Genomic DNA, 22,852 nt, shown 5'->3' with positions numbered 1-22,852 from the left:
ATGCTCGAGCCGTACGCGCTGCGCACGGACGGTCAGGCCGACCCGCAGGGGATCGTCGCCGCGCCGTCGTTCTCCTGGCGTCTTCGCTCCGCACGTCGTGGGGCGCGCCAGGTCGCATACCGTGTCGTCGTCTCCGTCCGCCTTCCCGGGGGAGGGAGCGCACGGGTGTGGGATTCCGGCCGGATCGAGTCGTCGCTCACCACCGGCGCCCACTACGGCGGCGCGCCGCTGTCCTCGTCGGCCGACTACGACTGGCTGTTGGCCGTCGAGGACGAAGGGGGCGACGTCGTCGAGCGCACCGGACGGTTCGCGACCGGCATCGTCCATGCCGACGAATGGGCGGCGGCATGGATCGGACGCAACCCCGTCTTCCAGCAGGTCGCGCTTCCTCCGCAGGACACGGACATCAGCTTCACCGTCAACAAGCTCCAGCCGGTACGCCGATTCGTCCGCCACTTCGATCTCGAGGCGGTTCCGGCGACGGCGAAGGTGCATGCGTCGGCCCAGGGGATCTATCGCCTCTACGTCAACGGCCGCCGCGTCGGCGCGGACGAGCTGGCCCCGGGGTGGACCGAGTATCGCGACCGGATCACGTATCAGTCCTGGGACGTCACGGGCCACCTCCGTCCGGGCAGGAACAGCATCGCCGCCCTGCTGGGTGACGGCTGGTACGTCGGGTTCATCGGCACCGACCGGCGGCATCAGGCCCAGCACTACGGAAAGCAACCCGCTCTGCTGGTGCAGCTGATGATGGATGCCGGCGACGGCGGTCGATCCGTGATCGGAACGGATGACCGCTGGAGCGAATCGGCGAGCGACATCCTCTATGCGGACATGCTCATGGGCCAGTACGAGGACTCTCGACGTGCGCAGCCGGACTGGCATCTCCCCACGTGCGACCTGACGGGCTGGTCGAGCGCGGCCGTCGTCGGCACGGACGTCGACCGGCTCACTCCTGAGGTCGATCCGGGAGTGAGGGCCACGAAGGTCCTGCCCGCCATCTCGGTGGAGGAGCGGGCGCCCCGGCGCCACATCGTCGACTTCGGCCAGAACCTCGTCGGACGCGTGCGGCTGACCGTGCGCGGACAGGCCGCGGGGACCAGGATCCAACTGGACCACGCCGAGGTCCTCGACGAGGGCGAGCTCTACACCGCGAACCTGCGCACCGCCGAACCTCGAGACGTGTTCTGGACGAACGGCGATGCCGAGCAGACCTTCGAGCCGCGCTTCACTCTGCACGGATTCCGATTCGCCGAGGTGCAGGGTCTGGCGGGCCCGCTCCAGGCCGCCGACGTCGAAGCCGTCGTGCTGCACAACGATGTCGAATTCCTCGGCGAGTTCTCCTCGTCGGACGCACCGCTCGATCGCCTGTTCCAGAACATCTCCTGGGGGCTGCGGGGCAACTTCGTCTCGATTCCCACGGACTGTCCGCAGCGCGACGAACGGCTGGGATGGCTCGCCGATGCCCAGGTGTTCGCCCCGACCGCACTCGCGCTCGCCGATGTCGGCCCACTGCTGCGGCGGTGGATGCGCGACGTGCGCAGCGCCCAGAACGACGACGGTGCGTTCCCCGACATCGCCCCGCACCTGATCCACCTCCGCGAGGGGGCGCCGGCATGGGGTGATGGCGGCGTCACGATTCCTTGGAGCATCCACCGTGCGACCGGCGATCTCGCCGTGCTCGAGGAAGCGGCCGACTCGATGATGGCGTGGGTGCGGCACATCGAGCGGCACAACCCCTCGCTCATCTGGCGCACCCAGGTCGGCAACGACTACGGCGACTGGCTGCAGATCGGCGAGGAGACGCGTAAGGACGTGCTGTCCACCGCGTACTTCGCGCACAGCGCCGACCTCACCGCGCGCACTCTGCGAAAGCTGGGGCGTGATGCCGAGGCCTCCGAGTTCGAAGAGCTGCGCGCGCGGATCGCCGCGACGTTCCGCGACGCCTTCGTCGCTCCCGACGGCACCGTCGCCGGAGACACGCAGGGCAGCTACCTGCTCGCGCTCGCGTTCGGGTTGTACCGCGACGCCGCGGAGAAGGACCGCCTCGCGGAGCGCCTGGTGGAGACCGTCGTCCGCCGCGAGGTCTCGCTGACGACCGGCTTCGTCACGGTGGGGCTGCTGTGCCCCGTCCTGGCGGAGGTCGGGCGCGAGGATCTGGCGTTCCGCCTGCTCCACAACGACCGCTACCCCTCCTGGCTCTTCTCCGTGAACAACGGCGCCACGACGATCTGGGAGCGGTGGGACGGCTGGACCCCCGAGCACGGATTCCAGTCCGCCCGGATGAACAGCTTCAACCACTACTCGCTCGGCTCGGTCGGCGCGTGGTTCCTCTCCGGGATCCTCGGGATCACCCAGACCTCGGAGTCGGCGGGCTACAGCGAGATCGCACTCGCGCCGCGCCTCGACCCCTTCCTCCAGCACGCGCGCGGCGCACTCGAGACGCCGCGCGGACGTGTGGAGAGCGCGTGGCGACGGGAGGGCGCAGAGATCGCCTGGACGATCACGGTCCCCCCGGGAGGCGCCGTGATCGCACATCTGCCCTGCCGAACGCCCTCGGAGATCACGGAAGGAGGCGAGAACGCGACGCACTCGCAAGGCGTCACCCTGATGGACCCAGGCCCTGAGAGCACCCGACTGCGGTTGGAATCCGGAACCTTCAACTTCCGTTTCCCGCCCGGGTAGGGCCCCTGACCCACACACCACCTGATCCGGGGGCTCGCCCCCTTCCTGCATTGGAGTTTATCCACCATGAATCTGCGTAACATCGCCGTCGTCGCCGGTGTCGCTGTCGCCGCTGTCAGCCTGGCGGCCTGCTCGTCGTCGGAGCCGACGGCGGGAGCGAATGAGCCCACGGACGCGCTCACCATCGCGACCACCTCGAACAACCAGGGCCCGATGGAGGCCGTCGTCGAGGCGTACAAGGAGAAGACCGGTCTGGACGTCAACCTGACGGTGGCCGACACTTCTCAGTTCCAGACCACCATCCGCACGCAGCTCTCCAGCGGCACGGCGCCCGACGTCTTCACGGTATGGGCGGGTGGAGGAAACCCCGGCGCCATCGATGTGCTCCAGGGCGCCGGCTATCTGGCCGACCTCTCCGATCGGCCCTGGGTCGACACGGTCGACGAGGGCACGGCCGAGACGCTGCAGATCGAGGGGAAGACCTACGGGCTGCCGTCGAAGCTCGACGCGGTCGGAGCGATCTACAACACCGGAACGCTCGACGAGCTCGGCCTCGACGTGCCCACCACCTACAGCGAGCTTCTCGAATACTGCGCCGACGTGAAGGACGCCGGCAAGGTCGCCTTCGCCCTCGGCATCCAGACGGACTGGGTCACCCAGCTCATTCCGTACGCGCTCGTCGCCTCGACCGTGTACGCGGATGACCCCGAGTTCGACGCCGGACTCAAGGACGGGTCGGAGACCTTCGTCGGTTCCGGCTGGGGGGACGCCTTCGACAAGTACCTGGAGATGGGCGAGGCCGGCTGCTTCAACGACGACCCGCTCGGCACCGATGTCACGGCGGCATACGCACTCGTGAACTCGGGCGACGCGGTCGGCGTCGTGCAGGTGCTGGCGTCGTACCCGCAGATCGCATCGACCGCCCCGGAGGGGACGGAGTTCGGATTCTTCGCACTGCCCGGCGATGACTCCGGATCCACGTCGATCCCGCGCGGCATCGGTGTGAGCTTCGCCGTGAACGAGTCGGCGAAGAACCAGGTCAACGCGCTGGACTTCGTCGATTGGCTGGCAACGCCGGAGGCGACGAGCATCTGGTTCGCCGCAGCCCCCGGCATCCCGGCACTGACCGACGCCGAGGTCGAGCTCGACCCGGTGATGCAGTCCGCGGCCGACATCATCGCCGATGGTCGCACGGCACCCATGCCCGATCAGGGCTGGCCGAACGCCAAGGCGCAGTCGGCGCTGTTCATCGGCACCCAGCAGCTGTTCTCGAACCAGGCAGAGGTCGATGACGTGCTGCGCTCGATGGACGAGGCTTTCGCCGGCTGACCTCCTCGCCGGATGCAGGCGCGAGCGTCTGCATCCGGCGTCTTCTTCCCCACCCGCACTCTCGAAAGACCCTCATCGCCATGCGCTCGCACGACATCATCACCGCCGTCCCCCTCTCCTTCGATGAGGCCGGTGGTCTGGACCTCGAAGGTTCTCGTCGGATCCTCGAGTACGTCGCGACCTCCGGAGTGCAGGGCGCTCTCGTCCTCGGCACGACCGGGGAGTTCCCCGCGCTGTCGATCGAGGAGCGCAATGCGGTGGCGCGACTGTCGGTGGAGGTCCTCGTCGGCCTGCGCGTGATCGTGCATGTCGGTGCGGCGAGCCGCTTCGAGGTGTCGCAGCTCATCAGCGGCGCCCGTGACGCGGGGGCGAAGGAGATCGCGGTACTGACGCCCTACTACCTGCCGGCGAGCCCGGACGAGGTCTACGACTTCTTCCGCGGGGTCGTCTCGGAGGCGGAAGGGCTCGATGTCTACGTCTACATGTTCGAAGCGCGGACGGGGATTCCCGTCGATGCGGACCTCATCGTCCGCCTCGCCGAGCTTCCCGGAGTGATCGGCGTGAAGGTGAGCGGCGAATCGCTCGATCTGATCTCCTCCTTCCGGGAGCGGCTGCCCGAGGATTTCCGCATCTACACCGGAGCGGACGGCGATTTCGCCCGTGCGGGACAGGCGGGAGCGGATGGAGTGATCTCCGGCGTCGCGTCGGCGTTCGCCGTTCCCTTCGTCGCCATGCGCGATGCGCTTCTCGCGGAGGACGCTCTTCGAATCACCACACTGCAGACGGACATCGACGAGGTCGTCGGGGCCGTGGACGGATCCCCCGCGCGGATGCGTGCCGTCCACCGCCTTGCCGGGCGTCCTGTCGGGGGCAAGCGCATGCCGATCCCCGACCCGGATGCCGAGGTGCTCGCGCGTCTCGAGCGCGCTGTGCCTCGATTCCACTGAAACAACGGCGTCCGACGACGGGCGCCGCACGACAAAGGAGTTGCAATGCTGCCCTCACATGTCACACCCCGACGGCGGATCCTCGCCGGCGGTGCGCTGCTGACCGCCGCGATACTGGTCGCCGGATTCGCGGGACCCGCCCAGGCGGACGACCCTGCGCCGGTGCAGGTCGTCGATGGCCTGATCGACACGACCGACCTGATCTCGCTCGGGCTGCCGCAGGCCGGGAACGCCGAGACCGTGACGATCTTCGAACCCGGAGATGCGGACGACAAGTTCAACCACGGCACGGTACTGCTGCCGTTCCGCGGACGGCTGTACGCCCAGTGGCAGAGTTCGGCGCTGGACGAGGATGCCCCGGAAACCGTGGTCAAGTACAGCGTCAGCGATGACGGGAACACCTGGTCGACCCCGGAGGCCCTCACCGCACCGCGCACCGACGGGTACACGTCCAACGGCGGATGGTGGACGGACGGGGAGACTCTCGTCGCCTATCTCAACGTCTGGCCGGCGGCGCTCCAGCCTCGCGGCGGATACACCGAGTACGTCACGAGCACCGATGGGGAGAACTGGTCGGCCCCGCAGCGGGTCACCGATGAGAACGGCGAGCCGGTGGACGGGATCATCGAGCAGGATGTCAAGGCGCTGCCGAGCGGTCGCGTGCTCACGGCGTTCCACGTGCAGCCCGGGCTGCAGGTGAAGCCGTACTACACGGACGACCCCCTCGGAGTGACCGGCTGGACGCAGGGCGAGTTCGACAACCAGGCCTATCTCCCCGACGAGATGTCACGTGAGCTCGAGCCGAGCTGGCACGTCCGGCAGGACGGTTCGATCGTCATGACCTTCCGGGACCAGGGCGGCAGCTCCATGTTCAAGCTCGCATCGGTGAGCGAGGACGACGGGGAGACGTGGTCGGACTCCGTCGTCACCAACGTGCCGGACTCCCGCACGAAGCAGAGCGCCGGGAACCTGCCGGACGGCACGGCCTACCTGGTCGGCAGCCTCACCGGTACGAAGACGCGGTATCCGCTCGTCATCGTGCTCAGCGCCGATGGGCAGACCTTCGACGACGGATACGTGCTGCGCGATGCGGATGATCTGCAGCCGCGTCGCTACGAGGGCAAGTCGAAGAACCTCGGATACAGCTACCAGAAGAGCGTCGTCTGGGGCGACTACCTCTACGTCTCCTACGGGACGAACAAGGAGGATGTCGAGTTCACCCGCATCCCGGTGGGCGATCTCACCCAACGAGACGTCCCTGGCGCGGTGCCTCAGCCGAGCGCCGTCGGCGCGGGTCGCTCGCTGCACGTGACCTGGACGGCGCCGGCCGATCAGGGCGACGGCGCTCTCACGGGATACATCGTGGAGGCGGTGGCGAAGTCGGGGCGGACAGTCCGCGTCGAGGTGGCCGCCGGACAGACGAGCACCACGCTCACGGGAGTGCATCCCGGCCGCTACCGGGTGACCGTGACGGCTGTGAACGCATTCGGTGAGGGCGCACAGTCCGCCCCGTCCGGATGGACCAATGTCAACGGGAGCCGCGGCTGACGGCGGCGTGCACGACTTCGGATGCCGTGGGGGAGACCCCGCGGCATCCGCTGTGTCCGGGCGTGTATCGGGCACAGGAGAGGGAAAGGTCCGCTCCCTAGCGTGGAATCAGGGAACGACCCTGCTCCGCGCCTGGCGCGCGGGTGTCCTGCCACGAAGGAAGAAACTCCTCATGACGAACACCAACGCCCCCTCTTCCGCCGCCTCGCTGGGACTCCTGGTCCTCCGCGTCGTCGTCGGTGCGATCTTCGCCGCGCACGGTGCGCAGAAGATCTTCGAATACACGATCCCCGGCACCATCGGCAGCTTCGCCGACATGGGGGTGCCCCTGGCGGAGATCGCCGCCCCCGTCGTCGCGTTCGTCGAGCTGATCGGCGGCATCCTCCTGATCCTCGGACTCCTCACGCGTCCGGTCGGCATCGTCCTCGCGATCGACATGGCGGTGGCGCTGATCCTGGTGCACCTGCCCGCCGGCCTCTGGGTCGGCGACGGCGGATACGAATTCGTCGCGGTGCTCGGTGTCGCCGCCCTCGCGCTGGCTCTCACGGGTGCCGGTCGCTTCTCGGTCGACGGGGCCGTGCTGCGCGGCCGCGCGCCGGCCTGGCTGAGCTGACCTGAACAGCGCGCACGATGACGACGGATGCCGTGGCCGAGGGGTCGCGGCATCCGTCGTCTCTGCGCCGTGTTGCGGAAGAGAAACCGGTGCTTCGCGTCGTTGCGGCCCGCGGCGGGACGTCCACTTGCGTTTACGCAAGCAGAAGCATATGAAAACACAAAAGGAGAAAGACTTTCGCCGAGCTTCCCTGTAATCCTGGCCCTCAATACGCAAATAAACCTAAACTGAGCGCAGCCGGCATCCGCCGCGGACTTTTACAGCGAAGTAAGGGGATTGCAGATGAAGCTCAAGAGGAGCCTGGCAGGGGTGGCGACAGTCATCACTGCACTGGGGGTCACCGCGTGCGCCGGCGGCGCAGCGCCGGTGGAATCGGGCAATGCGTCGGGGGACGCGATCACGTTCCGTTCGTGGAGCCCGATCGAACAGACCACGCGTCAGATGATCGACGCCTTCCAGGCCGAGAACGAGGGCGCGAAGATCGACGCGACGATCTTCAACTACCCGGAGTACCTCGTCGACCTGCAGAGCCGCGCGAGCTCGAACACCATGCCCGACGTGCTCGGCCTGCAGCCCGGGGCGCTCACTCAGCAGTACCGCGAGAACCTGATGCCGCTGCAGGACTGCGCGGCCGAGACCTGGGGCGATGACTGGCAGAGCAAGTTCTACCCGATCGGCATCGAGCAGGCCCGCATGGGCAACCCCGAGGGCGACGACAACTTCTACTCGCTGCCGATCCTCACCCAGACCGTCAACCTCTGGGCCAACTCCGAGATCTTCGACGACGCGGGACTGAGCGTGCCGAAGACGTGGGACGAGCTCGTCCAGACCACCGAGGACCTCAGCGGTGGTGACGCCGCGCCGTTCCTGCTGCCGGCCAAGGACTCCTGGCTGCGCAACGTGGTCTTCCTGCAGATCGCCAACAACGTCTCACCCGGCACCGTGTACGAGGCGGAGGACGGCACCACGAAGTGGACCGACCCCGCGATCGTGAAGGCGTTCGAGTACTGGGGCAAGCTCTTCTCCGACGGCATCGCCCAGGACGGCGCGATCGGTCTCGACGCGTACCCCTCGGCCGTGAACCAGTTCGAGGCGGGCAACGCGGCCATGATCCCGCTGGGTGCCTGGTGGATCCAGCAGTCGGACCCGACCAAGTCCGATATCCCGCCGCTGTCGGAGGGCATGTCCGGCTACGAGCCGTTCCTGTTCCCGACCATCCCGGGAGGAGCGGCGGAGTCGCAGTTCGTGGGCGGCATCGACGTGAGCCTCGGCATCTCGAAGAACACCGCCAACCCCGAGCTGGCGTGCAAGGTGCTCACGGACTTCATCGCCGGTTCCGCCGCGCAGAAGCTCGTCAACACGATGAACGACGTGCCCGCCGTCACCGGACTCGCTCCCGAGAAGTTCACGAGCGAGAAGCAGGAGCAGATCTGGAACCTGTTCGTCGACGAGTGGCTGCCGCAGGTGAAGTGGTCGCGCTACTTCGAATCTCCCAAGCTCGACCAGGCGGTCGCCGACGCGCTGGCCGCGATCGCGACCGGCGACGCCACTCCGCAGGAGGCCGCGGAATCCGTGCAGGCTGTCCAGGACACTCTGTAACAACCGGATTCGTGCAGGGTTCGGGGCGCCATCCCCGAACCCTGCCTGAGAGGAGCGCGCATGAAGATCCTGACGAGAGAGAGGCTGGTGGGACTGGCCTTCCTGGCCCCGACCCTCATCCTTTTCGGCGTATTCGTCGTCTACCCCATCTTCTACAACGTGCAGGCGAGCACGCTGCAATGGGATGGCGTGAACGTCGGCACCGCCGTCGGGATCGACAACTACCTGGAGCTGTTCCGGGATCCGACGTTCCTCATCACGCTCCGCAACTCGGCCTTCTGGATCGTGCTCACGATCATCCCGCAGGGGGTGATCGGCTTCCTCCTGGCGGTCGCCCTCAACCAGGGACTGCGGGGCAGCACGATCTACCGGGCGATCTTCTTCATCCCCGCGATCCTCTCGCCCGTGGTCGTCGGCATCGTCTGGCAGCGGATCCTCGACCCGTTCAACGGTGTGCTCACCGCGATCGGCAAGGCCACGGGGCTCGAGTTCCTCGGCGGCAACTACCTCGCCGATCCGCAGACCGCGATCTTCGCCGTGATCTTCGTGAACGTGTGGATGTGGACCGGGTTCTCGATGCTCTTCTACCTCGCCGGCCTCCAGCTGATCGACCCCAGCCTGATGGAGGCGGCGCGCATCGACGGAGCGAGCGGGTTCCAGACCATGGTGCGCATCACCTTCCCTCTCCTGAAGACCACGACGCTCTCGCTCGTGCTGCTCGGGATCATCGGCTCGCTCAAGACCTTCGAGCTCGTCTACGTGCTCACGCAGGGCGGACCCAACCATGCGTCCGAGATGCTGCCCACCTTCGCGTTCCTCGAGGCCTTCCAGCTGCAGAACGTGGGCTACGCCTCGGCGATCAGCGTGGTGCTGCTCGTGATCGCCGTCGTGAGCTCGCTCTCGATGGTGCGGGTGTTCGGCGCCGGATTCATCACAGGAGACGAGAAATGACCGCGATGAACGAGACCCGCAACCTGATCGTCCCGAAGGAGGCGGCGAAGACCCGCTCCCGTCACGGGGCGCCCGGTCGTCGCGTCGGCTGGCTCCACTTCGTGCTCATCCCGCTGTCGGTGCTGTGGCTCGTGCCGATCATCATGGTGATCGGCCTCTCGATGATGCCGCCGAACAACCCCGGCACCCAGTTCTTCGGGATCTTCCCCGAGGAGTTCAGCATCAAGAACTACCTCACGATCTGGGCGCAGAACCCGATCCTGCTGCACCTGCTCAACAGCCTGCTGATCACCGTGCCCTCGGTACTGCTGGTGTGCCTGCTCGGTTCGATGACGGCGTTCGCGCTGGCTCGGCTGCGCGTGCCGCTGAAGGCACTGATCTTCGGCATCCTGATCCTCGCGCTGATCCTGCCCATGTCGAGCATCGTGGTCGCGACCTTCCGGATCCTGCAGTCGATGCAGCTGTACAACAACCTCCTGGGCCTCGTGCTGGTGTACACGGCTCTCGGGCTGCCGTTCGCGGTGATCATCATCCGCACCTCGTATCTGGCGATCCCGCTCGAGACCTACGAGGCCGCGCGTCTGGACGGCGCGAGCGCGTGGCAGATCTTCTGGCGCATCTACCTGCCTCTGGGCAAGCCCGCCCTCGCGGTGGTCGCGGTGTGGCAGACGATGATGAGCTGGAACGACTTCCTGCTGCCGCTGGTGACGCTGGGTGACAACGCCCTCAAGCCGCTCACCCTCGTGCCTCTCGCGTACCGCGGCATGTACCTCTCGCAGCCGGGAGCGCTGTTCGCGATCCTGGTGCTGATCTCGATCCCGGTCGTGCTGCTGTTCCTCTTCATCCAGAAGTACCTGGTGAACGGCCTCTCGGGGGCGATCAAATGAGCGTCATCGGACTCGACCTCGGCACCAGTGGTGTGCGCGCCGTGGCCTTCTCCGCCGACGGCGATGTGCACGGCGCCGCCTCCGCGGCGCTCACGCTGCGGCGCGACGGCACGGGCCGGGTGGAGCTCGAAGCCGGGGAGATCATCACCGCGGCGGAGGACGTGGTCCGCCGCGCGGCCGCGCAGGCCGCGGGGGCCGGCGACCCGGTGCAGGCGATCGGCTTCAGCGTCCTCGGCGAGGCCGTCGTGCCGATCGACGAGGCGGGCGCACCGGTGGCCCGGGTCGCCGTGAGCATGGACACCCGCGGCACGGCAGCAGCAGCCGCGGTCGGCGAGATCCTGGGCGACGGACGCTTCACCGCGATCACCGGGCAACCCCTGCACGGCATGTTCTCGCTGTTCAAGATCATGGCCGGCGACACCGGCTGGACGGATGCCGCAGGCTACCGCTGCATCGGCGACCTGCTGGCCGAGCGCTGGAGCGGCGTCGCGGCGATCGATCTCGGTCAAGCGGCGCGCACCGGCATGCTCGACGTGGACAGCGGGGAGTGGAGCGCGGAGATCCTTCGTGCCGCCGCGGTCTCGGCGCCATGGGTTCGGGCAGAGCGCCTGCCCGTGCCCGTCGCATCCGGCAGCGTCATCGGCGTCGTGCGGGAGGAGGCCGCGGATGCTCTCGGCGTCGCACCGGGCACCCCGCTGGTGGCGGGGACACACGATCAGGCCGCGGCCTTCCTGGGCGCGGGAGGCGAGCCCGGCGTGCGCTCCGTGATCGCGCTCGGCTCGAGCGACTGCCTGACCGTCGGCGCACGGGTGCGCCCCCAGGGGCTGGGCTCCACGGGCTTCGCGAGCTACCGGGTGGACGAGGAGCTGTGGGTGACGCTCGCCGGCACAGCAGCAGGAGGGTGGGCCCTGGAGTGGCTCTCCGGGCTGCTCGGCAGAGACGTCGCCGATGTGTTCGGCAGGCTCGCCGAGACGCCTCCTGCGCTTCTCGTGCTGCCGTACCTCGCCGGCTCCGGCACGCTCGACAACGACCCGTCCGCACGCGGCACGATCCACGGCCTGACGCTGGACACGACGGTGCCCGAGCTCGCCCGCGCTGTCGTCGAGGCGGCAGGGTTCGAGTTCCACAAGATCATCGCCGCGTTGCGTGCGCACCACGTCGAGGTCTCCGACCTGCACGTCACCGGAGCGGGAGCGGATAACGCTGCGGCGCTCGACGCGCGTGCGGCGGCGGCGGGTGCCTCCCTGACCCCCGTCGCCCGCGACGCCTCTGCCCGGGGTGCCGCGATGCTCGCGCTTCGCGGCATCGGCGGAGACCCGGCGGCGCTGCGCGTCGAACCCGCCGGGGCGACGCGTGCCGGTGCCGGCTCCGACGGGGCCTACGCCGACTGGTACACCGGCCAACGCGCCGCCTACGTCGCGCTCTACGAGGCGACGCGCTCCCTCAACCCCCACCTGACCTCACGACCCCAGCCACATCAGAAGGAGAACATGACATGACCGAGACCACGCTGCAGGTCGACTTCGACATCGCCGCCGCGAAGAGGGAGATCCTCGACTACTGCCTGCGCTCGATGGAGTACGGGCTCAACTTCAACACGCAGGGCAATATCAGCATCCGCGTGCCCGGTGTCGAGGACCGCTTCCTCATCACGCCCACCGACCTCGAGTACGACAAGATGACCCCCGAGGACATCGTCCTGGTCAACGGCGACAGCGAGCTCATCGAGGGACGCCTCGGCCCGTCGAGCGAGGTCACGGTGCACATGGCGGTGTACAAGCGCCGCCCCGACGTGAACGCGATCGTGCACTCCGAGCCCATCTACTCCAACGTGTGGGGCGTCGTGGGTTCCCCGATCCTGGGCACGCTGGTCAACATGGTGATCTACACCAAGGGCGACGTTCCGATCATGCCGTTCGAGCTCAGCAACAACACCGAGTTCGGCGAGCACATGTGCGACGCGATGGGCGACCTGAACGCGGTCGTGTGGGCGAACCACGGTCTGCTCACGGTCGGACCGAACCTGCGCGACGCCTTCAAGACGAGCGTGGCCGTGGAGTCCGCCGCGAAGGTGCAGGCCTACGCCCGTGCCCTCACCGACACCCCGATCGTGCTCGACTACGACACCCTCGGCATCACCGAGTCGCTCTGAGGCTCGGGATGACACTTCAGACGCTGCGGGCCGCGCTCGCCGAGGCCGAAGCCGGCGAGTACGCCGTCGGTGCCTTCAACGTGTCGAGCATCGATCAGGCGATCGCCGTGCTCGATGCCGCCGAGGCCGAGCACTCGCCCGTGATCGTGCAGTCGATCGCCGGGATGTCGGCCTACGACGACGAGTCGCGCTGGTGGACACGTCTGCGGGGACTCGTCGAGGAGTACACCGCGGTGCCGGTCGTGCTGCACCTCGACCACGGCCGCACGTACGACGACTGCGTGCGGGCGATCGACCATGGGTTCACCAGCGTCATGATCGACGCGAGCCGCTCGACCGACACGGACGAGCCGGCCTCCTTCGAGGAGAACGTGGCTGCGACCCGCCGGGTGGTCGACACGGCGGCTCCGGCCGGCGTGAGCGTCGAAGGCGAGCTCGGCACGATCGGGGGTGCGGAGGCCGGCGTCAGCGGCATCGTCGAGGAGATCGTCTTCGCCGACCCGGATCAGGCGGTCGAGTTCGTCGCCCAGACCGGAGTGGACGCCCTCGCGGTCGCCGTCGGAACCAGCCACGGCTCGGTCAAGTTCACGGATGAGGCAGGCGGACAGCGCCTGCGCCTCGAGCTCATCGCCGAGATCAAGAGCCGCCTGCCGGAGACCTTCCTCGTGCTGCACGGCTCATCGTCGGTGCCGGCCGAGGCCGTCTCCGTCATCAACGCGCATGGCGGCGTCGTGCGCCCCTCGTACGGCATCTCCCCGGCGCAGAAGACGCGGGGGGTCGCCGCCGGCATCCGCAAGATCAATCAGGGCACCGACTCGCACCTCGCCTGGAGTGCAGAGCTGCGCCGCTTCCTGCAGGAGAACCCCGCCGTGGTCGAGCCGAGCGAGCAGCTGCGTCCGGCGATCGGCGGCTTCCGGGCGATGGTCGCGCAGCGCATGCGCGAGTTCGGGTCGTCCGGACGGGCCTGATCCGCATCCGGACGGATCGTCAGGCGAGCTCGATCGTCAGCCCGGCCTCTCGAAGCGCCTCCAGCTCCAACGGAGGCGCTTCGATGCCTGTCACGAGCGTGTCGATGCGGTCGAGCGGTGCGACCTGGATCATCTGGCTCTTGCCGATCTTGGAGCTGTCCGCGACCACGATGCGTCGAGCGGCGGAATCCAGGTAGCGGCGCTTCATGGTGACCTCGGGAAGGCTCGAGTTCGTGAAGCCGGTGACCGAGACGCCGTTGCATCCGATGAAGCACAGGTCGCTGTGCACCGAGCCGAGGAACATGTCGCCCAGCGGATCGATCAGCGAGCGCTGCTTGTAGCTCACGGTGCCGCCGGTGACCACGACGGTGATGTGGTGCGGCTCCGCCACGCCCAGCTCGAGCGCGATCGTGAGCGAGTTGGTGAAGACGACGACGCCGCGCAGATCCTCCCGTGCGCGCAGAGCGCGGGCGAGCGCGAGCGTCGTGGTGCCCGCGTCGAGGAGGATCGCCATCTCGCTCTCCACGAGTGCCGCGGCGGCGTTGCCGATCCGTCGTTTCTCGGTCACCGCTCGGGTGAGCGCGCGCTCATAGTCGGGGGAGTGCGCCGTCGACTTGATGCCGGACATCGCCCCGCCGTGCACGCGCTGGATGATGTTCTCCTCGGCGAGCAGATCGAGGTCGCTGCGCACCGTGACCTCGGAGACGCTGAGCGCGCGGCTCAGCTCCTGCACGCGGGCGAAGCCCTGGCGCTCGATGATCGACACGATCTGCTCGCGCCGCACCGCGGCGGGGACCGTCTGCGACCACTCTGGCATCCCCTCAGCGTAGTCGGAGGGACCCGGCCGGCGACGCTCCGGAGATCTGCGCGATCTCGGATGCCTCCGCCCGCCCGTGCCCGTGATTCGGCAGATCTCCGAGACCCGGCGAACGGGGCATCCGCAGGTCAGCCGTCGAGACCGTCCGGGAGGTCGTCGGGTACGCGGGCGTTCGCCCGTGCGGCAGCGCGGTCGATGAAGAGACTCGCGGTCCAGACGAGGCAGACGATTCCAGGAAGGATCGCCGTCATCCTGCCCGCGGCGAGTCCGGCGGCCGCGAAGCCGGCGAGGCCGAGGATCGCGACGAGCGAGATCGTGAGCCACAGGCGCGGATGGCGATGTCGGAACCCCTCTGGGCGCGCGGCGATGGCATCGATCTCCGAACGCATCCCATCACCGAACTGTTCGCGGGCGTTGCGGGGGCGGATCACCTCGAAGTCGCTGTCGAGCGGGGGATGGTCTCGGACCAGTCTCAGGCAGGCCGTGTCGAGCGAGAGAATGTCGAACAGGTCGTCGAGGGTGCTCTCGTCCGGGTCGCGACGGAACAGTGCGCGCAGTCGACTCGCCTTCGCGGAGTCGAGATCGAAGTGCGCGATCCAGGCGTCGACATCTCGGTCGGGCGGAATGACCTCGTCGAGCCACGTGCGCACGAGAGCGCCATCGATCAGCTGCCCCGGCTTGCTCGGATCCACCTGAACCCATGGGCTGCGCCATGACGCGATGTTCGGTCGATACCGTCGACTCACGAACGCCGCCGCGCATTCCGAACCCCGACGCCACAGTGCTATACCGTCGGTCATCGCCCACAGCCCGTCGTCGAAGGCCGTGTCACGGTCCGCGCCGAAGTGCGGTCTCAGGGCGCGCCCCAGATCGCCCGCGTCGACGGAGTCGAAGCTCATCCCGAATCGCGCGCCCAGCATCGCGATGAAGTCTGGTTCCTCTCGTGAAGTCCACGCGATGGCGTCCATGGAGGCCGCCGGGCTCGGGGGCGCCGGGCTCGGGTGCGGATGGTCCGCATCGGAGATGAGTTGTTCACCGTCGAGGTGCATCCCCGGGCCGAACCGCTCCGCCAGTGCGGAGGAGAAATCGTCGAGGGGGATCCTGCTCCAGGACACGGCCGGTGCGTACTCGTCGGGAACCATGAGGATCGAGGCGCCGTCGCTGGGAACGAGTGCGAACGTGCCGGTGTGATACATGATGCTGTGACGCACGGCGGCAGGAACACGGAGCGACTCGAGGAGAGCGGCGAGTTCCTCGGCCTGATTCGTCTCGGACGGCGGCAGCCGGAGAGGAAGCCAGAGAATTCCGGGCGGTTCGAGCACCAGCACATGGTAGCGATACTGCGGAGATGTGCGAGATCACGGATGCTCCGCGCGCTCGGCATCCGTGATTCCGCAGATCTCCGAGACCTGGCGGAGGGGATCCCGGAGGTCCTTCGTGATCGGCGCCACGCGCGGTCGTGTAGGTTTCAGGTATCAAAATAGTTACGTAACCATTTTTGCTTGACACCGCTCAAACAGGCGGGTTACGGTAGCGAAATCGATTTCACGTATCCCGACGGAGAAATCGACTGCATCGTCGCAAAGAACTTGCTGCCCAAAGGAGTGAACAGTGAAGTTGAACCACGCACACCCGTCCCGCCGTGCTCGTGCACTGCGGATCACCGGTATCGCCGCCGTCGCCGCCATCGCGCTCGCTGGATGCTCCGCATCCGGCGACACGGGTGACGGGGGAGACGCCGGAGGAGAGCTCACCTTCTCCAACTGGCAGTTCCTCGAAGACGGCAAGGGGCCGATCATCTGGGATGCGGTCAAGGGCTACACCGGTCCGAACGACAACATCGAGCTCACCAAGGTCGAGATCCCGTTCGCCAACTACGCCGACAAGCTCAGCACCGAGCTCGGCGCCGGTGGCGGCCCCGACGTCATGGTCCTGCAGGACAGCCAGTTCGCATCCCTGGTCGACGCCGGCGTGCTCGAGCCGCTCGACGACATCGCCGACGAGCTCGGCGACAGCCTCAACAACACCAACGAGGCCGGCTTCTTCCAGGACGGCCAGTACGGCTTCAACTGGGAGCGCCCGACCTACAACACGGTCATCTACAACAAGGACATCTTCGCAGAGCTCGACCTCGAGGTCCCGACCACGTTCGAGGAGTTCCTGACCACGGCCGAGACCATCAAGAGCGAGCTCGGCATCGCCGGGTTCGCGGGCCGTCACCAGACCGCCGAGATCGACGGCTGGACGCTCGAGATGGCGAACTGGATCTACGGATTCGGCGGCGAGCTCAGCGACGGCAAGAAGCTGACGATCGACAAGGCCGAGAACGTCGAGGCCGTCGAGGCGTTCCTCGAGACCTTCGAGTCCGGAGTCGCGCCGATCGGCGACGACGCCTCGACCTTCCGCGCCAAGTTCGGCCAGGGTCAGGTCGGGATGCTGTTCGAGAACTCGGGTGTCGCGACCACGATCACCAGCAACCCCGACAACGTCGTGAACGGCGAGAACATGGGCGCAGCCCCGCTGCCGCTCGCGAACGCCGGATCGAACTCCCAGCTCATCATCGCCGTCAACGCGAACAGCGACAACGTGGAGGCCGCGAAGGACTTCGTGCGCTGGGTCCTGGGCGAAGAGGGGCAGACGGCGATCCGCGCCGGCCTCGGTGCCTCCGCCATGGCGACCGACGTCGAGCCCGACGCCGAGTTCCTGGCCGCGAACCCCTGGGCCACGCAGTTCCTCGAGGCCGCGAAGACCTCGAAGTCGACGCTCGTCGAGGGCTTCGAGACCGAGAGCAAGCCGATCTGGCGCGAGGTGCTGACCGCGGTCGAAGACCTGCGGGTCAACGGCGGCGACGTCAAGAGCAAGCTCGCCGAGGTGCAGAAGTCCCTCGAATCCGAACTCGGCTAGCGATCACAGCCGAACCCGGCTGAACAGCGCAGGCCCGACTGCGCACCCGAGGGGCGGGAACCCCCGTCCCGCCCCTCGACCCCCCACGTGAAAGGACCCTCAGCATGGCCACCAGCACACTCGAGGCGCCACGGTCGACGCCTCGCGCTGCGCCGCCGAAGCGGCCGCGAGGCAGCGGAGCCGTCGGGCGCTTCATCGAGCGCAACGGCGCCTACCTCTTCCTCTTCCCGGCGATCGTGTACCTCGCGATCTTCACGGTCTTCCCGCTGATCCGCGGCCTCCTGCTGTCGTTCACCGCGACCAAGCTGGTCAATCCCGCCGGCGGCAAGCCGGTCGGCGTCGAGAACTACGAGTACCTGCTGTCGAGCGACAAGTTCTGGACCTCGGTCGTCACGACCCTGCTGTACACGCTGTTCACGGTCATCTTCTCGGTGGGCATCGGCACCGCGGGTGCCCTGCTGCTGAACACCGCCTTCAAGGGTCGCGGCATCATCCGTGCGATCGCCACGATCCCGTGGGCGGTGCCGACCGTGGCCGCCGCACTGATCTTCGTCTGGATCTACAACAACGAGCAGGGCATCCTCAACCGCACGACCTCCGCGCTCGGCATGGGCCAGCACGGCTGGCTGGTCGATCCGCAGTACGGACTGTTCGCCGTGACGCTCGCCACGGTGTGGAAGCTCACCCCGCTCGTGATGCTGGTCATGCTGAGCGCGTTGCAGAGCGTGCCGCAGGAGCTGCGTGAGGCGACCTGGGTCGACGGCGCCACCCGGTTCCAGTCCTTCCTCGCGGTCACCCTGCCGCACCTCATGCCCACGCTGCGCGTGATCACCCTGCTCATGACGATCTGGTCGATCCGGCGCTTCGAGATCATCTTCCTCATCACCGGCGGTGGTCCACTCGACGTCACGAACACGCTGGTCGTGAACGTCTACCGCACCGCCTTCCAGGACCAGAACCTGGGCCGGGCTGCCGCGATCGGCGCCCTCGGGCTCGTGCTGTCGCTGCTGGTCACGGTCGTCTACTTCATCGTCGAGCAGATCCAGGAACGTCAGGAGAGCCAGCGATGACCACCATGCGCATCCCCACCGACCTGCCGCGTCGCCGCGGCGTCGGAGCCAAGTTCGGCAGCCTCGGCAAGGCCGTGCTCATCACGCTGCTCGTGGTGTTCGCCGGCTTCCCGGTCTACTGGATGCTGGGCACCTCGCTCGGCACCGAGGCCTCGCTCTACCGCGACGGGCAGCCGCTGATCCCCGAGTTCCAGAACATCGGCCAGTGGGGCGGGTTCCTCTCCGAGATCCCCATCTTCCGCTGGCTCGGCAACTCGTTCGTGATCGCGGCGGGCACCACCATCCTCAGCCTGGTGCTCGCGACCATGGCCGCCTACGCGCTCAGCCGCTACCGCTTCCACGGCCGCGGCGTCGCCGGATTCATCTTCTTCAGCACGCAGATGCTGCCCGAGGCGCTCATCATCGTGCCGCTGTACGCGATCTTCGCGGGTGCGGGCCTGCTGAACAGCCACTGGGGACTCGTCCTCGCCGACACCGCGTTCGTGATGCCGGTCGCCATGTTCATCATCAAGAGCGGCATCGACAAGATCCCGTTCGAGATCGAGGAGGCGGCCCGGATCGACGGATGCTCTCGCGTGCGCATCCTGACCACGATCGTGCTGCCGCTGATCATGCCGAGCATCGCGGCCGCCGCGGTCATCGCGTTCTTCGACGGCTGGAACGAGTTCATGTTCGCGAACACGTTCATCTCGTCGTCCGACCTGTGGCCGGCATCCGTGGGGCTGTCGTCGTTCCTCGGCCAGTTCTACACGCCCATGAACGTCGTGATGTTCTGTGCGCTGCTGTTCGCCCTCCCCGCGATCATCTTCTTCCTGTGGGCGCAGCGGGGCATCGTCTCCGGTCTCACCGCAGGATCCGTCAAGGGCTGAACGCCCTGCAATCTGGAGTTCTCCTACATGTCTGAAGTACTCGATCCGCTGTTCTCCGTGCGAGACAAGGTGGTGGTCGTGACCGGCGGCTTCGGCCAGATCGGCGCGGAGTTCGTCCGCTCGCTGCACGAACGCGGCGCGCGCGTCGCCGTCACCTCCCGCAGTGAGGTGACCGACCCCGCCGCCCGGCTCGGGCTGGACGACCCGGACGGTCGGCTGCTCGCGGTCGCGATGGACATCACCGACCAGGCGAGCGTGGATGCCGGCTTCGACCGGGTGCTCGCGACCTGGGGCGTGCCGACCGTGGTCGTGAACAACGCCGGACTCGACACGCAGCCCAGCGCCCCGCCCGAGGTCTCCGGACCGTTCGAGGAGTTCCCCGTCGAGGTGTTCCGCGAAGTCGTCGACACCAACCTCGTCGGGACCTTCCTCGTCACGCAGGCCGCGGGTCGTCGGATGCGGGATGCCGGCGTCGGAGGGTCGATCGTGAATGTGGGGTCGATCTACGGCATGGTCTCTCCGGTGCAGGACATCTACGCCTACAAGGCCGAGGACACCGGCATCCCCTTCATCAAGCCGGTCGCGTACTCCGCGGCCAAGTCGGGCCTGTACAACCTCACCCGGTACTGCGCCACGTACTGGGGTCGTGCCGGCATCCGCGTCAACACGCTCACCCCGTCGGGTGTGCGCCGTGACACGCAGGACGCGAAGTTCCAGGCGAACTACATCGAGCGCATGCCGATCGGCCGCATGGCCGAGGCCGACGAGTACAACGGGGCCCTGGTGTTCCTCGCCTCCGACGCCTCGGCGTACATGACCGGATCCAATGTGGTCGTCGACGGCGGGTGGACCGCATGGTGACCGACGTCCTGGGAGAACGCCTCTTCACGGCCGCAGTCACCCCGATGCGCGCCGACGAGAGCATCGATCACACCGCGCTCTCCGCGATGCTCGACAGCGACATCCGCCGCGGGGTCGAAGGGCTCTACGTGTGCGGGTCGTCGGGGGAGGGCGTGCTGCTCTCCGAGGCCGAGCGCATCGCGGTCGCCGAGACGGCGGTCGCCGCGGCGGCGGGACGCGTGCCCGTCGTGTCGCACGTCGGCGCGATGTCGACCGGAGAGGCGATCCGCATCGCGACCGCCGCGAAGGACGCGGGAGTCGGGGCGATCTCGATGATCCCGCCGCTCTACTACGGCTACTCGACCCCCGATGTGGTGCGGCACTTCCGCTCCGTGATCGACGCGGTCGACCTGCCCTTCGTGCTCTACAACATCCCCCAGTTCACCGGGCGCGACATCTCGGAGGGCGGCTTCGACGAACTGCTCGCCCTGCCGCAGGTGGTCGGCGTCAAGCACACCTCGCGCAACCTGTACGGGGCCGAGCGCATCATCCGCCGCTACCCGCATCTCACGCTCGTGAACGGCTTCGACGAGTTCTACCTGCCGGCTCTCTCGATCGGCGCCCGCGGAGCGATCGGCACCACGGTGAGCCTGCAGATCGAGTTGTTCCTCTCGCTCCGCCGCCGCTTCGCACAGGGCGATCTCGCCGGAGCACGCGCGGTGCAGGTGCGCATCAACGACACGGTCGAGGGCATGGTCGAGGTCGGCGTCTTCGGCGCGGCCAAGTACCTCGGCGGTCGTCTGTCCGTACCTCTGGGGGACTGCCGCGCACCGCTGCCCGCCCTCGACGACGACGGGCGCACGCGCCTGGATTCGGTGTTCGCCCGGTTGCAGGAGCACATCGCCGTCACGGCGGAGGAGGATGCCGCCGCCTGATCCGAGCTGACGCTCGTGTGGCGGTCAGTTCGCGTCGAGGTGCGACTCCCACGTCCAGGCCGGGTCCGGGTGGGCGGAGATGCGGGCGGTGCTGGCCTGGATCTCACGGACGTACGCGCGCATCGAGATCGGGATCGGTGCCGTGAACACGGTCTGCGCGGTCAAGCGGGTGTCGAGGGACGTGAGGGCGTCGGCGACGGTGGTGAAGACCTCGGCGAGGAGTTCGATCGACTCGGTGGTGGTCGTCGTCGTGGTCGTCGTGGTGGTGGTGATGCCGCTGCCCCGACCCGTGAGGATGTCGCGGCCCGCGGAATCACGCGCCGTCGAGATCTCCCATCGCGCATCGGTGAGTCGATTGTGGAGGGACACGAGCACGCGGAGGCAGTCGGCGATGTCCGTCTGAGCGTCGGCGCGGAGGAGGTCCTTGAGGTCCGTCCGTGCGAAGACGTCGACTCGTCGCCACAGCGGCTGATTCGCCGGGGGCGGCGTGCCGATGAGTGCGAGGATGCTGCCCAGGGCGTTCTTGATCTGGATCGCCGAGGACGTCACGGAGTCCCGTGCTCTCGCCAGTCGTGCGTCGGTGTCGCCCTGTGATGCGTGCGACTCCGGTTCCATGCTTCCAGCATGTCAGATCCGATGCCCGCTGTTGCCTGGCAGGGTCTCCTCGGCCGAGAACGTGCTGAAATCGGTTACAGTGAGTGCCCATGACGACGATCTACGATGTCGCGGAACGAGCGGGCGTCTCGCCGGCGACGGTCTCACGGGTGTTCAACGGCACCAGCGTCTCGGCCGAGAAGGTCGCCGCGGTGCGCAAAGCCGCTGCCGATCTGAACTTCACCCCGAACCGCACGGCGCGTTCGCTGCGCACGCAGAGCTCCGAGGTCATCGCCCTCGTCATCCCCGACATCGAGAACCCGTACTTCACGGAGATGGCGCGCGGGGTCGAGGATGTGGCCTCCGAGGCCGGATACTCGGTCGTGTTGTGCAACTCCGACTCGCAGACCGAGAAGGAGGCGACGTACCTGCAGATCGCGATCGCCGAGCACATGTCGGGCGTGATCATCGCGACGGCATCCGAGACGACGAGTCTGGACAGCATCCTCTCCACCGGTCGCCCCGTCGTGGCCGTGGACCGCGCCACGCGTTACGACGTCGACGGCGTCGTGATCGCGAACCGCGCGGCGGGCATCGCGGCGACCGAGTCGCTGATCGAGGCCGGATACCGGCGCATCGCGTACATCGGCGGCCCTGAGGACATCGACACCGCGGCCGATCGTGCCGCCGGGTGGCGGGCCGCGCTCGCTGCCGCAGAGACGCAGACCGACATCGGTGCGCTGCAGCGCTTCGCGACCTTCCGCGTCGACGGGGCCCGCGCCGCGATGGAGGAGCTGCTGGCTCTTCCCGAGCCGCCCGACGCCGTCGTCGCCGGCAACAACCTCATCGGGGTCGGGGCGATCCAGGTGCTCACCGAGCGGGGGCTCACTCCGCCGCAGATCGGGGTGGCCGTGGTCGGCTCGCTGCCGTTCACCACGCTCTCTCCCACCGCCGTCACGATGGTGCGCCTGCCCGCCAGGCACATGGGCGTGACAGCGGCCCGCATGCTGCTCGAGCGCATCGGCGGAGACGCCCAGCCCGCGCGCACCGTGGTGCTGCGCGGCGACGTGCAGCACGCCAGCGCCGTGCGCGTCTGAGCCGGGGCCCTCTCCGGATCTTCTGCCCCGCGCATCCGCACTTGCGT

Annotated in this window: 20 protein-coding genes; 17 read left to right on the top strand and 3 right to left on the bottom strand. The window is 67.9% G+C overall.

The window, feature by feature from the left end:
* The 11 genes from FB560_RS14860 to FB560_RS14810 all read left to right on the top strand — a co-directional run bounded on the left by FB560_RS14860 (position 1) and on the right by FB560_RS14810 (position 13,679).
* Positions 1-2,685, top strand: a complete 2,685-nt coding sequence (locus tag FB560_RS14860) for an alpha-L-rhamnosidase (protein WP_141873311.1) — start codon at positions 1-3, stop codon at positions 2,683-2,685.
* Positions 2,686-2,751: 66 nt separating this feature from the next.
* Entirely contained in the window at positions 2,752-4,014 is a 1,263-nt protein-coding gene (locus FB560_RS14855; protein WP_141873310.1) for an ABC transporter substrate-binding protein, read from the top strand.
* A gap of 80 nt (positions 4,015-4,094) precedes the next feature.
* Positions 4,095-4,961, top strand: coding sequence for a dihydrodipicolinate synthase family protein (locus FB560_RS14850; RefSeq protein WP_141873309.1), 867 nt, complete (start codon positions 4,095-4,097; stop codon positions 4,959-4,961).
* A 45-nt stretch (positions 4,962-5,006) separates the two neighbouring features.
* A complete protein-coding gene (locus FB560_RS14845) occupies positions 5,007-6,509 on the top strand; it encodes an exo-alpha-sialidase (protein WP_141873308.1) in 1,503 nt (500 codons plus the stop codon).
* Between the two features lie 172 nt (positions 6,510-6,681).
* A complete protein-coding gene (locus FB560_RS14840; RefSeq protein WP_141873307.1) occupies positions 6,682-7,122 on the top strand; it encodes a DoxX family protein in 441 nt (146 codons plus the stop codon).
* Between the two features lie 282 nt (positions 7,123-7,404).
* Positions 7,405-8,721 carry an ABC transporter substrate-binding protein gene (locus tag FB560_RS14835; RefSeq protein ID WP_141873306.1) on the top strand — a complete coding sequence of 439 codons (1,317 nt, stop codon included), beginning with the start codon at positions 7,405-7,407 and terminating at the stop codon, positions 8,719-8,721.
* Positions 8,722-8,781: 60 nt separating this feature from the next.
* The gene (locus tag FB560_RS14830; RefSeq protein ID WP_141873305.1) at positions 8,782-9,672 is read left to right on the top strand and encodes a carbohydrate ABC transporter permease; all 891 of its coding nucleotides are present in this window, start codon (positions 8,782-8,784) and stop codon (positions 9,670-9,672) included.
* Positions 9,669-10,559 (top strand): carbohydrate ABC transporter permease, encoded by an 891-nt coding sequence (locus tag FB560_RS14825; RefSeq protein ID WP_141873304.1) that lies wholly within the window; start codon positions 9,669-9,671, stop codon positions 10,557-10,559. Before FB560_RS14830 ends, FB560_RS14825 begins: the two co-directional genes overlap by 4 nt.
* On the top strand, positions 10,556-12,058 hold the full coding sequence (locus tag FB560_RS14820) for an FGGY-family carbohydrate kinase (RefSeq protein WP_141873303.1): 1,503 nt from the start codon (positions 10,556-10,558) through the stop codon (positions 12,056-12,058). The genes FB560_RS14825 and FB560_RS14820 overlap by 4 nt, the downstream gene beginning before the upstream one ends.
* A complete protein-coding gene (locus tag FB560_RS14815) occupies positions 12,055-12,711 on the top strand; it encodes a class II aldolase/adducin family protein (RefSeq protein ID WP_141873302.1) in 657 nt (218 codons plus the stop codon). Before FB560_RS14820 ends, FB560_RS14815 begins: the two co-directional genes overlap by 4 nt.
* An 8-nt stretch (positions 12,712-12,719) precedes the next feature.
* The gene (locus FB560_RS14810; RefSeq protein ID WP_141873301.1) at positions 12,720-13,679 is read left to right on the top strand and encodes a ketose-bisphosphate aldolase; all 960 of its coding nucleotides are present in this window, start codon (positions 12,720-12,722) and stop codon (positions 13,677-13,679) included.
* Positions 13,680-13,698: 19 nt separating this feature from the next.
* Here FB560_RS14810 and FB560_RS14805 read toward each other — a convergent pair whose 3' ends face one another.
* Together FB560_RS14805 and FB560_RS14800 are read right to left on the bottom strand one after the other, a co-directional pair.
* A complete protein-coding gene (locus FB560_RS14805) occupies positions 13,699-14,496 on the bottom strand; it encodes a DeoR/GlpR family DNA-binding transcription regulator (protein WP_141873300.1) in 798 nt (265 codons plus the stop codon).
* 128 nt (positions 14,497-14,624) lie between these two features.
* Positions 14,625-15,818 carry a hypothetical protein gene (locus FB560_RS14800; protein WP_141873299.1) on the bottom strand — a complete coding sequence of 398 codons (1,194 nt, stop codon included), beginning with the start codon at positions 15,816-15,818 and terminating at the stop codon, positions 14,625-14,627.
* A gap of 289 nt (positions 15,819-16,107) precedes the next feature.
* Between FB560_RS14800 and FB560_RS14795 the strand changes: the two genes are divergently transcribed.
* The 5 genes from FB560_RS14795 (at position 16,108) to FB560_RS14775 (ending at position 21,114) form a co-directional block, all read left to right on the top strand.
* Complete coding sequence (locus FB560_RS14795; protein WP_141873298.1) at positions 16,108-17,400, top strand: ABC transporter substrate-binding protein; 1,293 nt, start codon at positions 16,108-16,110, stop codon at positions 17,398-17,400.
* A 104-nt stretch (positions 17,401-17,504) separates the two neighbouring features.
* Positions 17,505-18,470: a carbohydrate ABC transporter permease gene (locus FB560_RS14790; RefSeq protein ID WP_141873297.1), complete on the top strand. Its 966-nt coding sequence runs from the start codon at positions 17,505-17,507 to the stop codon at positions 18,468-18,470.
* On the top strand, positions 18,467-19,339 hold the full coding sequence (locus FB560_RS14785; RefSeq protein WP_211349995.1) for a carbohydrate ABC transporter permease: 873 nt from the start codon (positions 18,467-18,469) through the stop codon (positions 19,337-19,339). Before FB560_RS14790 ends, FB560_RS14785 begins: the two co-directional genes overlap by 4 nt.
* Positions 19,340-19,366: 27 nt before the next feature.
* The gene (locus FB560_RS14780) at positions 19,367-20,200 is read left to right on the top strand and encodes an SDR family oxidoreductase (protein WP_141873296.1); all 834 of its coding nucleotides are present in this window, start codon (positions 19,367-19,369) and stop codon (positions 20,198-20,200) included.
* Positions 20,194-21,114, top strand: a complete 921-nt coding sequence (locus FB560_RS14775; protein WP_141873295.1) for a dihydrodipicolinate synthase family protein — start codon at positions 20,194-20,196, stop codon at positions 21,112-21,114. Before FB560_RS14780 ends, FB560_RS14775 begins: the two co-directional genes overlap by 7 nt.
* Positions 21,115-21,138: 24 nt before the next feature.
* Here the strand turns inward: FB560_RS14775 and FB560_RS14770 are convergent, their stop codons facing one another.
* Positions 21,139-21,729, bottom strand: coding sequence for a hypothetical protein (locus tag FB560_RS14770; protein ID WP_141873294.1), 591 nt, complete (start codon positions 21,727-21,729; stop codon positions 21,139-21,141).
* An 89-nt stretch (positions 21,730-21,818) separates the two neighbouring features.
* On the opposite strand from FB560_RS14770, the gene FB560_RS14765 reads away from it, so the two are divergent.
* A complete protein-coding gene (locus tag FB560_RS14765; protein WP_141873293.1) occupies positions 21,819-22,805 on the top strand; it encodes a LacI family DNA-binding transcriptional regulator in 987 nt (328 codons plus the stop codon).
* Positions 22,806-22,852: the final 47 nt, after the last annotated feature.

It is taken from the genome of Microbacterium saperdae (genome assembly GCF_006716345.1).
Taxonomy (GTDB): Bacteria; Actinomycetota; Actinomycetes; order Actinomycetales; family Microbacteriaceae; genus Microbacterium; species Microbacterium saperdae.
The sequence above is the reverse complement of the archived record's forward strand: the minus strand, read 5'-3'. Positions and strand labels throughout refer to the sequence as shown.